Here is a 15,380-nt window from a genome sequence, read left to right as displayed (position 1 = left end):
GGTCCGGTGCGCTCGGCGTGAGGCCGAGCGACGGACCCGACGCGCGGTGTGATCCCGCTCTCGCGGGCTGGACCATGTCGCGACGGCAGGGTGTCTCGTGAGTGTCGACGACCGAGCCGGAGGAGTCCGATGTCGACCAGTACATCCGCGGTCCGTGGCCGGCTCGGGCTGCCGCTCGCGGTGCTGGCGCTCGCGTCGGTGGTGCTGCTGTACCTCAACCGGAGCGCGGCGTGGGGGTGGGTCGCGGTCGGTCTGCTGCTGGCCGGGACCGCGTTGGTGGTGCTGCGCCTGCGCCGTCCGGCCCTGCGGTTGATCGCGTGGGGCGTGTGCACGGTCCTGCTGGCGGTCACGGCGTTGGGGAGCCACCCGGACCCGGAGCACCGCCCGGCGGCGGGCGAAGGCGCCACCCCCGGCGGGGTCGTCCGGACGACCTACGGCCCGGTGTCCGGGCTGCGGACCGCCGACGGGGCCGTCGAGGTGTTCGCCGGCGTGCCCTACGCCCGGCCGCCGGTCGACGACCTGCGGTGGCGGCCCCCGGTGCCCCCGCAGCCCTGGACGGAGGTGCGGGAGGCGACGGAGTTCGCCGACGTGCCGGTGCAGCCGTCGTCGTCGTTCGCGCTGCGGGCGGTGCAGCAGACGGTGGACGTCCCGCTGGCCGAGGTGTTCGTCAACCCGTACCCGACCGGCGAGGACAGCCTGTACCTCAACGTCTGGCGCCCCACCCGGCCCGAGTCGGCGGCGCTGCCGGTGATCGTCACGGTGCCCGGCGGCGGGTTCGCGACCGGCTCGGGCGAGCTGCCGGTGCTCGACGGCGAGCCGCTGGCCCGGCGCGGGGACGTCGTCACGGTCACCGTCAACTACCGGCTCGGGGTGTTCGGGTTCCTCGCCCATCCGGAGCTGGACGCCGAGTCCCGGTACGCGAGCTCCGGAAACTACGGCCTGCTCGACCAGGTCGCCGCGCTTCGTTGGGTCAGGGACAACATCGCGGCGTTCGGCGGGGACCCGCAGCGGATCACCGTCGCGGGCGAGTCCGCGGGTGGGGAGAGCGTGTGCCTGCTCTCGACGATGCCGGCGACCGAGGGCCTGTTCCACCGGGTGATCGGCGGCAGTGGGGGCTGCCTGGGGACGGCGGGCGACACCGCGGCCGGCGACCAGGTCGACACCCGCGAGGTGGCCCGCCGGGCCGGCCAGGAGCTGAGCTCCCGACTCGGCGGGGCCTCGGTGGCGGAGCTGCGGGCGATGCCCGCCGAGCGGGTGTTCGCCGCGTCGCGGGAGCTCGCCGGGCACTGGCGCCCATCGATCGACGGGCACGCGCTGCGCCGGGCCGCGGCCGAGGTGATCGCCGCGGGGGAGCAGCACGACGTCCCGATCCTGGTGGGCAGCAACGCCGACGAGGCGTCGCTGGCGCGGGCCGCCCCGCCCGACACCGACCCGGCCGTCTACCGGGCCGACGTCGAGCGTCGTTTCGGAACCGACGCCGAGGAGTACCTGCGGCTGTACCCAGGCGGGTCGGACGCTGAGGTGCTCGACTCGATCCTGCGCGCCGACGCCGACCGGGTCGTGCACCGGGCCATGCACCTCTGGGCGCGGGAGCACACGAGCACCGGCACGGCCGACGCCTACGTCTACTTCTTCACCCGGGTCCCGCCCGACCCGGCGCTGCAGGAGTTCGGCGCCTACCACGGGGCCGAGCTCATGTACGCCTACGGAACCCTCGGCGCGGCCGGCGACGCCGACTACACCGCCGCCGACCTCCGGCTGTCGGCGCGGATGACCGACCACTGGGTGCGGTTCGCCGCCACCGGGGACCCGAATGGGCCCGGCCTGCCCCGCTGGCCGTCGGTGGCGGAGTCCCCGGACCAGGTCATGGGGCTGGGGGAGCGCAGCGGGATGCGCCCGCGGCCGCGGGCCGATGCGGTCGACTTCTGGCTCCGCCACGCGGGACCCATCGCATGACCGACGAGCCGGGCTTGACCCTGCCGCAGCGGCACGGTGTCAGCTGAGGTCACGGCTTCAAGAGAGAGGACCCGACCCGTGCAGTTCGGCATCTTCACCGTCGGCGACATCGCCCCCGACCCGGTCACCGGGCGGACGCAGAGCGAGGCCGAGCGCATCCGCGACATCGTCCGGATCGCCCGGCATGCCGACGAGCTCGGCCTCGACGTCTTCGCGCTCGGCGAGCACCACAACCCGCCCTTCGTGCCGTCCTCGCCGCCGGCGATCCTGGCTCACGTCGCGGCGGTGACCCGCACCATTGTCCTGAGCACGTCGGTCACGCTGATCACGACCAACGACCCGGTCAGGATCGCCGAGGACTACGCGACGGTCCAGCACCTCGCCGGCGGCCGCCTGGACCTCATGGTCGGCCGGGGCAACACCGTGCCGGTCTACCCGTGGTTCGGCAAGGACATCCGCGAGGGCGTCGCGCTCGCGCTGGAGAACTACAACCTGCTGCACCGGCTGTGGCGAGAGGACGTCGTTGACTGGGAGGGCCGGTTCCGCACCGCGCTGCAGGGTTTCACGTCGACGCCGCGACCGCTGGACGACGTGCCGCCGTTCGTCTGGCACGGCGCGATCCGGACACCGGAGATCGCCGAGCAGGCCGCCTTCTACGGCAACGGCTACTTCGCCAACCACATCCTGGCACCCGACTTCCACTTCAGGCCTCTGGTGGACCTCTACCGCAAGCGCTTCGAGCACCACAGGCACGGGACCCCGGCACAGGCGATCGTGGGGCTCGGGGGACACGCGTTCGTCGCCCGCCGCTCCCAGGACGCCTACGCCGCGTTCCGGCCCTACTTCGAGAACCACGTGCTGTTCCGGGGGACTCGCCTGGAGGACTACGCCGGCCGGACGCCGCTCAGCGTCGGCAGCCCGCAGGAGGTCATCGACAAGACCTTGACCTTTCGGGAGGGGTTCGGCGACTACCAGCGCCAGCTCTGGAACCTCGACGTCCTCGGTGTCCCGATCGAGACGGTGCTCGAGCAGATCGACCTGCTCGCCACCGAGGTCGTCCCGGGGTTGCGACGCGAGATGGCGGCCCGCCGGGCGCCCGGCGTCCCGGACGCGCCCACGCACGCCGCCCTGGTGCGGGCGCGCTACGGAGACGCCGAGCCGCGTCAACCACGGCCCAACGCGAACCGGGGCGACAACCTGACCGGGACCTCCCCGTACCAGGACAGCGACCCCGCGACGCCGGCCGTGTACCCGGCCGCATGAACACGGCGGCCCCGACCCCGGCTAGTGGTCATCAGCGCGGGCGTGAGCGACCCGTCGGCCACGCGGGTCGGGACCGCCACCGACACCGCTTCGCCGGCAACGCCACCCGGTCCCCGCGATCGGCCGACGACGTCGACCTCGACGCCGACCTGATGCGCCTGGCCACCGGCGGCGCCCCACGAAAGGACACGACATGACCACCTCCGACGCGCAGCCGAGGCTGATCGAGGTCGAGGAGTTCTTCGCCGACCCGCAGTTCGTCGTGCCCTCCATCTCCCCGGACGGCACCCGGATCGCCTACGTCGCCCCGCACCGGGGGCGACGAAACGTCTGGGTCCGCGGCGTCGACCAGGGCCACGACGATGCCGTCCCGGTCACCCACGACACCCGCCGCGGGATCACCACCTACCACTGGACCGACGACCCCCGGTTCCTGCTCTACGAGCAGGACACCGACGGCGACGAGGACTGGCACCTGCACCGCGTCGACCTCGACGCGCCGGACGAGCCGGCGGTCGACCTCACCCCGATGGGGCCCGGGTCGCGGGTGTTCGCCGTCGAGCCGCTGCCCGCGGTGCCCGGCAGCGTCCTGGTGTGGATGAACCCGCAGGTCGAGCGGATCGACGTCTACCGCGTCGACATCGCCTCCGGTGGGAAGGTGCTCCACCACGAGGAGACCGATCCGCTGGCCGCCACGCTGCTCGACCGCCAGGGCAGGCCCGCGTTCCGGGTCGCGACCGAGGAGGACGGGACGATCGTCGTCTCCGGCATCGACCGCAGCAGCGGGGATGTCCGACCGCTGCGGCGGATGGGTGGCGCGGAGTACCCGCTGAGCGTGAATCCGCAGATGGTGACGCCGGACGGCGACGGGCTGCTCGTCGGCTCCTACGCCGACGGCGGCGACGACCTGCGGCTGGTCCGCATCGACCGCGAGACGGGCGAGGAGACCGTCGTGGCCGCCGTGGCGGGTCTGACCCTGGACACCTTCGGCATCCTGGCCCCGGCCGTGCTGCCGCCCGCGGTGCACACCCACCGCGGCACCGGTGAGCCGATCGCCGTCCGGTTCGTCGGCGACCGCCCGCACATCGAGGTGCTGGACCCCGAGTTCGCGCCGGTGCTCGCGGAGCTGGCGACGCTGTCGGACGGGGTGCTCGGCACGCTGTCCTCCGACGTGTCCGGCCGGTGCTGGGTCGCCACCTTCCTGCACGACCGCGAGCCGGGCGTCACCTGGTTCTACGACCACGCCACCGGCGAGAAGCGCCGCCTGGGCCGGCCCTACCCGGACCTGGACCCCGCCGACCTGGCCCCGATGGCCCCGGTGCGCTTCCCCGCCCGCGACGGGCTGCCGCTGCCCGGCTACCTCACCCTGCCGGTCGGGGTGCCGCCGGAGAACCTGCCGATGGTGCTGCTGGTGCACGGGGGACCGTGGTCGCAGGACATCTGGGGCTACAACCCCGAGGTGCAACTGATGGCCAACCGGGGCTACGCGGTGTTGCAGGTCAACTTCCGCGGCTCCACCGGGTACGGCCGCCGCCACCTGACCGCGGCCGTCGGCGAGTACGGCCGGGCCATGCAGGGCGACCTCGTCGACGCCGTCGGCTGGGCGGTGGCGCAGGGCTACGCCGACCCCGCCCGGATCGCCGTCTCCGGTGTGTCCTACGGCGGTTACGAGGCGCTCGTCGGGATCACCGCCACCCCCGACCTGTTCGCCGCCGCGATCGACTACGTGGGCGTCTCCGACCTCGTCACCGCGCTGCGGGCCCTGCCGCCGTTCACCCGTCGCTACAACGCCAACAGCTGGTACCGCTACCTCGGCGACCCGGACGTGCCCGAGCAGGAGGCCGAGCTGCGCGCCCGTTCGCCGATCACCATGGTCGAGAAGATCCGCACCCCGCTGCTGGTGGCCCAGGGCGCCAACGACGTCCGCGTGCCGCAGGCGCAGTCCGACCGCATCGTGGCCTCGCTGCGCGAGCGTGGCGTCCCGGTCGAGTACCTGCTCGCCCACGACGAGGGCCACGGCTTCGAGAACGAGGAGAACCGGCTCCGGTTGTACCGGGCGGTCGAGCGTCACCTCGCCCGGCACCTGGGCGGGCGGCGCGGGACGACAGCCGAGGTGGACGCGGCATGACCCCCGACTTCACCGGGCTGCGCGCCATGTTCATCAACTGCACCCTCAACCGCTCGCCCGCCCGCAGCCACACCCAGGGCGTGATCGACCGCAGCGCGGCGATCATGGAGGCGAACGGGGTCGGTGTGGACCAGATCCGCGCCGTCGACCACGACATCGCCACCGGTGTCCGCCCGGACATGACCGAGCACGGGTGGGACGCCGATGAGTGGCCCGCGTTGCTGGACCGGGTCCTGGCCGCCGACATCCTGGTCATCGGCGGCCCGATCTGGCTGGGCGACAACAGCTCGGTGACCCGCCGGGTGATCGAGCGGCTCTACGGCTACTCCGGGGTGCTCAACGAGCACGGCCAGTACGCCTACTACGGGCGCGTCGCCGGGTGCCTGCTCACCGGCAACGAGGACGGTCTCAAGCACTGCGCGATGAGCATCCTCTACAGCCTGCAGCACATCGGGTTCACCGTCCCGCCCCAGGCCGATGCGGGCTGGATCGGGGAGGTCGGCCCCGGCCCCTCCTACCTCGACGAGGGCTCCGGCGGCCCGGACAACGACTTCACCAACCGCAACACCGCCTTCATGACCTACAACCTGCTGCACCTCGCGGCGATGATCCGCCGCGCCGGCGGGATCCCCGCCCATGGCAACCAGCGCACGGCCTGGGACACCGGCACCCACCCCGACCACGCGAACCCGGAGTACCGATGACCATGACGACGACGAGCTGGCCGGGCCTGCGGGTCTCGGACTGGACGCCCACCCGCGAGACCCTGCACATGTGGACCCAGATCGTGGGCAAGATCCGCATGGCCCACGCCCCGCTGCTCAACCACTGGTGGCAGGTGACCCTCTACGTCAGCCCGCGCGGGCTGACGACCTCGGCCGTCCCGTACGGCACGGGGGCCTTCGAGATCGAGTTCGACTTCCTCGCCCACCGGCTGGAGGTCCGCAGCAGCGACGGCGGCACCCAGAGCATCCCGCTGCGGCCGATGCCGGTCGCCGAGTTCTACGCCCAGGTCCTGGACCTGCTCGGCCGGCTCGGTATCGAGGCGGAGATCCGGCCGCTGCCCAACGAGGTCGAGCCGGCGATCCCGTTCGCCGAGGACCACGTGCACGCCTCCTACGACGGCGAGGCGGCCGCCCTGTTCTGGCGACAGCTGCTGCAGGCCGACCGGGTGATGGGCGAGTTCCGGTCGCACTTCGTCGGCAAGGTCAGCCCGGTGCACTTCTTCTGGGGCGGCATGGACCTCGCCTGCACCCGCTTCTCTGGGCGGCCGGCCCCGCCGCACCCGGGCGGCGTGCCCAACTGCGGGGACTGGGTCATGGTCGAGGGCTACTCCCGAGAGCTGTCCAGCTGCGGGTTCTGGCCCGGCGGCGGTGAGGAGGGCGCCTTCTACTCCTACGCCTACCCCGCTCCCGACGGGTTCGCCGCGCAGCCGGTCGGCCCCGACGGGGCCTTCTACAGCCCCGAGTTCCAGCAGTTCCTGCTGCCGTACGAGGTCGCCCGCGCGGCCCCCGACCCCGACCGCGCGGTCGCCGACTTCCTACACACCACCTACGAGGCCGCCGCCGTCCGCGGACGGTGGGACCGCTCTGCGCTGGAGGACGACCCTCGCCGCTGGCACCCGATCACTCAGGAGACCGCCACATGATCATCGTGACCGACCACCGCGAGGCGAGCCGGTTCGAGGCCCGCGACGGGGAGACGCTCGCGGGGTTCGCGGACTACCTGCGCACGCCGGAACTGGTCGCTTTCGTCCACACCGAGGTCGACCCGGCCTTCGAGGGGCGCGGGGTGGGTTCCCTGCTGGCCCGCACGGCCGTCGAATCGGTGCGGGCGGAGGGGCTCCGGGTTCTGGCGGTCTGCCCCTTCATCGCGGGTTGGCTGGTCCGCCACCCGCAGTACGCCGATCTCGAGTACCGGGCGACGAGCAGGGTGACCGACTGAACGATCCTCGGAAACCAGCAGGCCACCAGCCGGAACACCACAGGAGTGATGTAGTGGGATCGATCGAAGACGTCGTCAGCGCGCATCTGAACACCTGGAACGCCCCACCCGGCGCGGACCGGGACGAGTCCGTCGCGACGGTGTACTCGTCGGACGTGTTCGTCGGCGAGCCGGGAGCCGCCCACCGGGGGCACGCCGGGATGTCCGCGGCGATCGCCGCCCTCCAGGCGCAGCTCCCGGGCACCGTGATCAGCCGCTCCGGCCCCGTCCAGACGGCGCAGGACCTGGTCACCTACAACTGGACCCTGGGTGCCGAGGGCCAGGAGCCGATCGCGTCCGGCCGTGACGTGCTCATCATGGGGGAGGGGCGGATCACGAGTCTGTACGTACTGATCGACACAGCGTGAGAAACCACCCACCCCGCCGCCCCGGCCACGATCCCGGGGCCGGCCACCCCGTGCGGCGCCACCAGGTGAGCCGCGGCCACGACCCACTCGTCGCACCACCCCTCAGGGAAGAAGTCCGATCATGACAGCTCAGCTCGTCGGCAGGACGTTCGCGGCGGACCTCGGTCAGTTGCAGGTGCGCTCGACCTACGAATCCGACACGCGGATGACGTTCACGGTAATCAGGGGAGCAGGGATGACGACCGACGGTCACACCGAGACCGTCGACGTCGAGATCGTGGAGATCCGTCAGCAGGTGTACCTCGTCTCGTGGCGTGAGGCCACCGGCGCGACCGTCGTCCACGTGGAGGATCTGGCCAACTCGACACTGCACTCGAACGTGACCCTCGACGGCCGGCTCTACCGGCTGCACGGAACCGTGAAGGAGATCTGATATGTCGAACAAGGACACCCTGCTGACGGCCATGCGTGAGCTCTTCCACGACAAGGACGTGACGGCTCTGGACCGGTACTGGGCCGAGCCGTACGTTCAGCACAGCCCCGACCTGCCCGACGGACTGGAAGGGCTGCGCGCCGCCGTGCCGGCTCTGGAGGGCTTCCGCTGGACCCCCGAGCGCGTGTTCGAGGACGGCGACCACGTCATCGCGCACAGCCGGGTCAGCGGGTGGATCCCCGACGGGGACGCGGCGATCGTCGACATCTTCCGCTTCGAGAACGGCCGCATCGTCGAGCACTGGGACGTCGTTCAGCCGTACGTCGAGGCGAACCGGACCGCCAGCGGCAACCCGATGGTCTGACCCGGATGCGCAGGAATGCCGGCGGCCGCGCTGCGTGCGAGGTACGTCGTGGCCGCGGCCGCGCGGTGCTGACCGGCGAACCGCCGCCGCTCAGGGTAGTCGCAGGTCGCGGAGCTGCCGGCGGGAGGTGATGCCGAGCTTGCGGAAGAGGCTGCGCAGGTGGGCCTCGATCGTGCGCGGGCTGAGGAACAGCTGCGCGGCCACCTCCCGGGAGGTCGCCCCGGTCGCCACCAGCCGCGCGATCTGTGTCTCCTGGGCGGTGAGCGCGTCGACCGGCGCAGCGCTGCGCTTCCGCACCTGCTCACCCGTGGCGCGCAGCTCGCGGGCCGCGCGCGCGGCGAAGGCCTCCGCGCCCATGCCCGACAGCAGCTCGTGGGCGGTGCGCAGCTGCTCGCGCGCGTCCTGGCGACGGCCCTCGCGGCGCAGCCACTCGCCGTACACGAGGTGGGTGCGGGCGAGGTGGGTGGCCATCCGGCACCGGCCCAGGTGCCCGACGGCCTCGAGGTAGTGCTTCTCGGCCTCCGGTCCGTCGGTCGTGAGCGCCCGGGAGCGCGCGGCCAGTCCGAGAGCCCACTCGGTCCCCGCGGCCCGCGCCCGCGCGTCCAGCTCCGCCGCCGCGGCGGCGGAGCGCTCCGGCTCGCCGGCGCGGGACGCTGCTTCCACGAGCTCGGGCAGGGCGACGTTCCTGATCGTCAGCTCGTCGGTCTCGGTCGCCCGTGCCGCCGCTCCACACGCCGTCGCGTAGTCGCCCGACCCGTTGTGCAGCACGGCCCGTGCCCAGTGCGCCAGGGAGACCTCGGTGCCCTCCCCCCGCGCGGTCGCCTCCTGGACGACGGTGGCGTGGCGAGCGGCGGTCTCGCCCGGGGCTCCGCGCCACGCCGCGAGCACGAGCCCTGTGCTGTCCACCGGCGCAGCGCCGGTCGCGGCGCTGATCGCGCTCCCCTCCTCGGCCAGCGCCGCGGCTCCGGCGAACTCGCCGGTGAGGACCAACAACGAGGACAGGTACGCGAGCGCGGTGGGGAGCGCGGTCAGCGCGCCGGCCTCGCGCGCGAGCCGGACCGTGCGGTCGCCCAGCACGAGGGCGAGATCGTCGTCGAAGAGCACGACGGCACATCGGCTGGCCGTCCACAGCCAGCGGTCCCCGTCCCCGTCGACGCCGTGCGGGCCGGCGCCGCGGAACGCGGCCAGCGCCCGGCGCAGGCGGGGCGCCCCCGCGGCATACCCGTCGGAGTAGGTCGTCGCCATCCCGGCCAGCAGGAGGTCGGCGGGCCGCGGCGCGCCGGGCCGTGGGGGTGCGGCCCGGGCCGCTTCCGCGACCTCCCGCACGCGATCGTCCCCGGAGGCGCTGCTGGCGATGAGTGCGGCGTCGAGCGCCTGCAGGTAGGTGTCGCGGGCCAGCCCGGCGTCGAGCGGGGCCAGCGCGTCGGCAGCGGCCAGGAACGACCGGGGCGCGTCGCTGCCGCGGGTCAGGTGGTAGGAGAGCTGGGCACGCAGCAGCTGGACACGAGCGCGTTGCCGCGGGTCCAGCGGTCCGGCCGTCGCGACCGACAGCAGGTCCCGCGCCGCGTCGGCCGCGCCGGCCTCCTGCTCGACCTGCGCGGCGTCCAGGGCCCGTCCCGCGCGGCGGGCCGGGTCGGGGGTCAGCTCGACCGCCCGCCGCAGGAACGCCGCCGAGGCCGCCAGGCCCCCGCGGGCGCGGGCCCGCCCGGCCGAGCGCTCCAGCTCGGCTGCGGCCGGCTCGTCGGCGCCCAGCACCGCCTGCCCCCGGTGCCAGGCCCGCCGGTCCGGATCGACTTCCGGGTCGATGGCGGCGGCCAACGCGCCGTGCGCGCGGCGGCGATCCGGCGTCGTGGCGGTGCGGTAGACCGCCGAGCGCACCAGCGGATGGCGGAAGCGCACCCGGGTGTCGACCTCCAGCAGGCCCGCCGCCGTCGCGGGACCGGCCGCGCCGGGCTCGACACCCAGGTGGGCGGCCGCGCGCCACAGCAGCGCCGCCTCGCCGGTGCACTCGGCCGCCGCGACGAGGAGCAGCAGCCGCGTCGGGGAGGGCAGGCTCTCCGTGCGGAGCCGGAAGGCGTCCTCGATGCGGCGCGGCACCCCGTACCCGCCCGGCAGCTGCAGCGGATCGGCGCTGTGGGGCAGTTCCAGCAGCGCCAGCGGGTTGCCGCGGGCCTCGCCGACGATCCGGTCGCGCACCGCGTCGTCCAGCGGCGTGCCCAGCGCGGCGGCCAGCAGAGCCCGGGCGTCGGACTCCGCGAGCCCGTCCAGGCGCAGCTCGGGCAACCCGTCGAACGGGTCGGCGCCGCCGTCGGCGGGGTCACGCAGCGCGAAGACCAGCGCCAGCCGCTCCGCGGCCACCCGCCGCGCCACGAACGCCAGCACCTGGGCGGAGGCCCGGTCGAGCCACTGCGCGTCGTCCACCACGCACAGCAGCGGGCCGTCCTCGGCGACCTCGGCCAGCAGGTTCAGCACGGCGAGCCCGACCAGGAACCGGTCCGGTGCCGGGCCGTCGCGCAGCCCGAACGCCACGCCCAGCGCCACCCGCTGCGGCTCGGGCAGGCCGGCGATCCGCTCCAGCATCGGCGCGCACAGCTGGTGGAGACCCGCGAAGGCGAACTCCGCCTCGGACTCCGTCCCCGTCACATCCTGCGGCCGGAAGCCGAACCCGGCCGTGGCGGCCGTGTCCCGCACGTCCTGCAGCAGCGCGGTCTTGCCGATACCGGCCTCCCCGCGCACCACCAGCACGCCGCTGTGCCCGTCCCGGGCCCGGGCGAGCAGCCGTGCGACCGCCTCGTGCTCGACGTGCCGGCCCACCAGCATCTTGCGGTCCTCCCGAGGCGGCGGGTCCCGGACCGCTGGAACCGCTTCGACCGTTGGCCACCGACGCGGACCGTACAGGTTCGAGCGGTCGGACGATCAGTCCGCCATCCAGGTGCTCTTGAGCCGCAGCGCGCGGTCGGTGGCGGCCAACGCCCCGGCGACGGCGAGCGCGATCGTCGCCCAGACGGGCAGGTGGATCGGTGAGGTGAACGTGCCGACGTGCTGGGCGACGACCTCGACGCGGGTGATCTGCTCCGCGACCACCGCCAGCGTGCCCGCTAGCCCCACCAGCAGCACGACGAGGCCCACCGCGCCGATGACCGCGCTGGTGCGGGGGAATCGTTGCCCGAACCGCGCCCGCCGCCCCTCCAGGGAGCGTGGATCCGGGCGCAGCATTCGCGCGCGACCGTCGTCGGTGACGTGGTGCATGCGCTTGACGCCGTACTGGCTGACCGCGACCTCGATGACGCCGCCGGGCACAGGGAAGGTCACCGGCAGGTTGGCCGCCAGCACCTGGACGCTGTCGCGGTAGAGCGCGGCGGGCCGCTTCGCCGATGAACTGTCGCGGAGGTGGTGGACGTCGACCTCGTAGCGGTTCGGGCGCCCGGACTCGTCGGCCAGGTCCAGGGCGAACAGCGAGCGGGACAGCAGGTGCCAGAACCGGAACTGTTCCAGCCGGCTGCCGTCGCCGGGCTTGGCCTTCGACAGCTGCCAGCGTCGCTTGTACCTGTTGAACATTGTTTCCTCTACCGGGTGGTCGTCGTCGCCGAAGGGGACACCGTGCCGTCGCGGCAGGGTCAAACCCATGTGGTGCGGACCACAGCGGTTTGAGTGTGCCGCGGCGGCACGGCCTTTCCTGGAGGTGCACACCACGCGACCCAGGAGGACACATGACTGCCAGCGACCCTCACCGAGGCCCGGCCGGGAAGGCGCCCGGCGGTTCGGCACCTGCCCGCGCACCGCAGCCGACGCTGCTCGAGCAGATGGGCGGCCCGATGGGGTTCGTCTACTCCGCGGTCCCCGTCGTCGTCTTCGTGGCGGCCAACTCGTTCCTGGCGTTGACCGCGACGATCACCGTCTCGGTCGCCGTCGGGCTGGCGATCGCCGGTTACCGGCTCCTGCGCGGGGAGAAGTACAGCCTCGCGGCCGGCGGGTTGCTCGGGCTCGCCCTCGCCATCGGCATCGTGGCCCTGACCGGGTCGGCGCGGGACTTCTTCGTCATCGGAATCTGGGTCTACCTGGCGGCGTTCGTCGCCATGCTCGGCTCGGTGCTGGCGCGGCGGCCGCTGAGCGGCCTGGTGTGGAACCTGGTGCACGGCGGCACGCACGACTGGCGGGCCGACCGTCGGGTCCTGCGCGCCCACGACGTCGCCACGCTCGCCGCGGCGGCGGTCTCCGGAGCCCGGTTCGCCGTGCAGCAGTGGCTCTACGTCAGCGACGAGACCGGCTGGCTGGGGTTCGCCCGGGTCGCGATGGGCTGGCCGCTGACCATCCTGGCCGCGCTGGTCGTCGTCTGGGCCTGGCGGCGCAGCAGCTCGCGCCTGCTGCCGTCGGCCTGACGGTGTCGGGCCCGCCTGCGGATCTCCGTCGGGCCGCACCGCTCGTCGGTGAGCGCGACGACGCCGGTGCCATCGCGGCCGTCGCCCGCGCCACCGCGGCGGTGCTCACCTCGACTCCCCGCCTGATCAACCGGACGGCGTGGCGCGGTCGGCGCGGAGCAGCGCCTCGGTGCGCCGCAGCACGTCGAGCTGGGCGGGGTTGTAGAGGTCGCGCAGTGCCTCGCCCACGGTCCGTGCGGCGAAATGCGTGTCGCGGGGGGCGTCGGACAGCGGCTCGCCCAGGTCCGGGTGCTGGGCGCGCAGGGCGCGGACGTAGGGCACCATCCGCTCGGTCACGGCGTGGCGGGTCGCCTCGTCGGCCTCGGCGGGCAGGTCGTCGAACTCCGCGGCGACCGGGTCGTCGGGCAGGTCCTGCAGCATGTCCGCCCAGGCCTGCCGCCGCTGCGGTCCGATGACGCGGCCGAGCACCGCGACGAACGAGCGGTCGGCCTCGGACAGGTCGACGCCGGCGACGGGGGCGAGCTCGGGGGGCAGGTCGGTGGGCGCGGCCCGGTCGAGGGTCTCGCAGAGATCCGCGCGGGCGCGCTGCAGCCGGTCGATCGTGGCGGCCAGGTCGGCGTCGAGGGTGCGTAGGGCCTCGGCGGGGTGATCGTCCAGCTCGCCGAGGTCGGCGATCTGCGGCAGCGTGAGCCCGAGGTCGACCAGGCGCTTGATCCGCAGCAGCCGGACCAGGTGGGTCACGCCGTACTGCTTGTAGCCGTTGGACCGGCGCTCCGGCTCGGCGAGGAGCCCGACCTGGTGGTAGTGCCGCACCGCCCGCAGGGTCGTGCCGGCCAGCTCGGCGAGCTCGCGGGTGCTCCAGGCCACGACCGACCTCCCTCCGTCGACGCTCGTCGTGTGCCGGACGGTACGGGTGACGGTTTCGTCGCGCCGATCGCGTGTATCGCCGGGGCAGAGACGCGTGAGCTCGACAACCCCGATCAGGTCGACGTCTTCCGGCGGTGCGGGCTGAGAACGTGAAGCGACGCACGGTCTCCGGCTGCAGGACGACGCGGACCTGATCGGCGGCGACGATCGCGGCGAGCTCGTCGGCCCTGACCGGGTCGTCGAGGTCCCAGTAGCGCGCCGCCAGGCGGGAGACCAGGTCGTGGGCTCCGTCGGTCTCGATCGTGGCGCGGCCGGCGACGGACACCCAGTGCTCCCGCTCACCGACCGGGGCGGCGACGACGAGCGAGGCACGGTGGTCGCGGCGCAGGCGGCGCACCTTGAGCGAGTCGGGTGCGGTGAAGAGCTGGAGCGTCCCGTCGGTGGTGACCTCGAACCACACCGGCCGGGGTTGTGGCGGTTGCGGGCCCGCGGCCACGGTGAGGAACCTGTGCAGGGGGCGGGCGAGGAACGCGCGGTCCTCTGCGGTCAGCGCGTCCATCAGATCTCCTCGGCCGTGCGGCGGCCGCCGAGGTGTTCGGCGAGGTGCCGCTCGATGGCGCGGTTGAGCCGCATCCGGTTCTCGGGGTTGGCGAAGCCGTGGCCCTCGTCGTCGGCGACGAGGTAGGTGACCGGCACCCCGCGCTCCCGCAGCGAGGCAACGATGTTGTCGGACTCGGCCCGGACGACGCGGACGTCGTTGGCGCCCTGGGCGACCAGTAGCGGCGTGCGGATCTTCTCGACCATGGTGATCGGTGAGCGGGCCCGCATGTCGGCCTCCTGCTCGGGGATGTCGGGGTCGCCGACGTAGGCGTACCAGCTGTTGATGTTGTAGGCGCGGGTGAAGGGTGGGAGGGTGCGCAGGAAGTTCGCCAGGTCGGAGACGCCGACGTAGTCGACTGCGGCGGCGAACGTATCCGGGGTGACGGTGACCCCGACGAGCGCGGCGTAACCGCCGTATATGCCGATGCGGTCCGGGTCCGCGTGGCAGCGCGCGACCGCCCAGTCGACGGCGTCGATCAGGTCGTCGTGCATCGCGCGGCCGATCTCGCCGATCGCGGCGGTGAGGTGGTGGCGGCCATGGCCGAGCGAGCCGCGGAAGTTCACCTGCAGCACCGCGTAGCCGCGGTTGGCGAGGAACTGCACGTCCGGGCTGTAACCCCAGCTGTCGTGCATCCAGGGCCCGCCGTGCACCAACAGGACCAGCGGGAGCGACCGTGCCTCGACCCCGACCGGGAGGGTCAGGTAGGCGTGCAGCGGCAGGCCGTCGCGGGCGGGGAACCCGACCGGGGTCATCGGGGCCAGGACGGCGGGGTCGAGGTCCGGGTAGGCCCGCCACAGCAGGCGGGCCTCACCGGTGGCGTGGTCGTAGAGCCAGGTGACGCCGGGATCGCGGTCGTGCACGAACGTGGCGACCCACCGTCGGCCCGCCTTGTCGGAGGACAGCGTGCCCAGCACTCCGACGGACAGCCTCGCCAGGGCGGCGTACACGTCGGCGAAGTCCGGGTCGACCATGCGCTGGCAACCGGTGTCGCCCACGTTGATGCGTCGGCTGCGCGAGCACAACGCCGAGCGCGGTGGC

At 73.5% G+C, this 15,380-nt stretch carries 14 protein-coding genes and 1 pseudogene; 10 read left to right on the top strand and 5 right to left on the bottom strand.

Translation table 11 applies throughout. The features are described 5' to 3' along the window. Positions 1-129 precede the first annotated feature (129 nt). The 9 genes from H6H00_RS01055 to H6H00_RS01015 all read left to right on the top strand — a co-directional run bounded on the left by H6H00_RS01055 (position 130) and on the right by H6H00_RS01015 (position 8,495). A complete protein-coding gene (locus H6H00_RS01055; RefSeq protein WP_185719526.1) occupies positions 130-1,956 on the top strand; it encodes a carboxylesterase/lipase family protein in 1,827 nt (608 codons plus the stop codon). A gap of 78 nt (positions 1,957-2,034) precedes the next feature. Beyond that, entirely contained in the window at positions 2,035-3,219 is a 1,185-nt protein-coding gene (locus H6H00_RS01050; RefSeq protein WP_185719525.1) for a CE1758 family FMN-dependent luciferase-like monooxygenase, read from the top strand. 193 nt (positions 3,220-3,412) lie between these two features. After that, positions 3,413-5,347 (top strand): S9 family peptidase, encoded by a 1,935-nt coding sequence (locus H6H00_RS01045; protein ID WP_185719524.1) that lies wholly within the window; start codon positions 3,413-3,415, stop codon positions 5,345-5,347. Continuing rightward, positions 5,344-6,051 carry a flavodoxin family protein gene (locus H6H00_RS01040; RefSeq protein WP_185719523.1) on the top strand — a complete coding sequence of 236 codons (708 nt, stop codon included), beginning with the start codon at positions 5,344-5,346 and terminating at the stop codon, positions 6,049-6,051. Before H6H00_RS01045 ends, H6H00_RS01040 begins: the two co-directional genes overlap by 4 nt. After that, positions 6,048-6,995: a DUF5996 family protein gene (locus tag H6H00_RS01035; RefSeq protein ID WP_185719522.1), complete on the top strand. Its 948-nt coding sequence runs from the start codon at positions 6,048-6,050 to the stop codon at positions 6,993-6,995. The genes H6H00_RS01040 and H6H00_RS01035 overlap by 4 nt, the downstream gene beginning before the upstream one ends. Then, the gene (locus tag H6H00_RS01030) at positions 6,992-7,291 is read left to right on the top strand and encodes a GNAT family N-acetyltransferase (RefSeq protein WP_185719521.1); all 300 of its coding nucleotides are present in this window, start codon (positions 6,992-6,994) and stop codon (positions 7,289-7,291) included. The genes H6H00_RS01035 and H6H00_RS01030 overlap by 4 nt, the downstream gene beginning before the upstream one ends. A gap of 53 nt (positions 7,292-7,344) precedes the next feature. Further along, the gene (locus H6H00_RS01025; protein WP_185719520.1) at positions 7,345-7,698 is read left to right on the top strand and encodes a hypothetical protein; all 354 of its coding nucleotides are present in this window, start codon (positions 7,345-7,347) and stop codon (positions 7,696-7,698) included. A 121-nt stretch (positions 7,699-7,819) separates the two neighbouring features. Continuing rightward, entirely contained in the window at positions 7,820-8,131 is a 312-nt protein-coding gene (locus tag H6H00_RS01020; RefSeq protein WP_185719519.1) for a MoaF-related domain-containing protein, read from the top strand. 1 nt (position 8,132) lies between these two features. Then, on the top strand, positions 8,133-8,495 hold the full coding sequence (locus tag H6H00_RS01015; RefSeq protein WP_185719518.1) for a nuclear transport factor 2 family protein: 363 nt from the start codon (positions 8,133-8,135) through the stop codon (positions 8,493-8,495). Between the two features lie 90 nt (positions 8,496-8,585). Here the strand turns inward: H6H00_RS01015 and H6H00_RS01010 are convergent, their stop codons facing one another. Continuing rightward, the gene (locus H6H00_RS01010; RefSeq protein WP_185719517.1) at positions 8,586-11,315 is read right to left on the bottom strand and encodes an ATP-binding protein; all 2,730 of its coding nucleotides are present in this window, start codon (positions 11,313-11,315) and stop codon (positions 8,586-8,588) included. Between the two features lie 96 nt (positions 11,316-11,411). After that, the gene (locus tag H6H00_RS01005) at positions 11,412-12,122 is read right to left on the bottom strand and encodes a hypothetical protein (RefSeq protein ID WP_255425511.1); all 711 of its coding nucleotides are present in this window, start codon (positions 12,120-12,122) and stop codon (positions 11,412-11,414) included. Positions 12,123-12,205: 83 nt separating this feature from the next. Here H6H00_RS01005 and H6H00_RS01000 point away from each other — a divergent pair, with 83 nt between their 5' ends. Then, the gene (locus H6H00_RS01000) at positions 12,206-12,874 is read left to right on the top strand and encodes a DUF3159 domain-containing protein (protein WP_185719516.1); all 669 of its coding nucleotides are present in this window, start codon (positions 12,206-12,208) and stop codon (positions 12,872-12,874) included. Between the two features lie 126 nt (positions 12,875-13,000). Here H6H00_RS01000 and H6H00_RS00995 read toward each other — a convergent pair whose 3' ends face one another. From H6H00_RS00995 to H6H00_RS00985, 3 genes and pseudogenes are all read right to left on the bottom strand, one after another. After that, a complete protein-coding gene (locus H6H00_RS00995) occupies positions 13,001-13,741 on the bottom strand; it encodes a helix-turn-helix domain-containing protein (RefSeq protein WP_185719515.1) in 741 nt (246 codons plus the stop codon). 145 nt (positions 13,742-13,886) lie between these two features. Beyond that, positions 13,887-14,300: pseudogene (locus H6H00_RS00990) on the bottom strand (pyridoxamine 5'-phosphate oxidase family protein); the annotation flags it as partial. Further along, positions 14,300-15,313 carry an alpha/beta hydrolase family protein gene (locus H6H00_RS00985; protein ID WP_185719514.1) on the bottom strand — a complete coding sequence of 338 codons (1,014 nt, stop codon included), beginning with the start codon at positions 15,311-15,313 and terminating at the stop codon, positions 14,300-14,302. The pseudogene H6H00_RS00990 and the gene H6H00_RS00985, both read right to left, overlap by 1 nt. Positions 15,314-15,380 lie beyond the last annotated feature (67 nt).

It is taken from the genome of Pseudonocardia petroleophila, assembly GCF_014235185.1.
GTDB classification, from domain to species: Bacteria; Actinomycetota; Actinomycetes; order Mycobacteriales; family Pseudonocardiaceae; genus Pseudonocardia; species Pseudonocardia petroleophila.
This window is presented reverse-complemented; position numbering and strand designations above follow the sequence as displayed.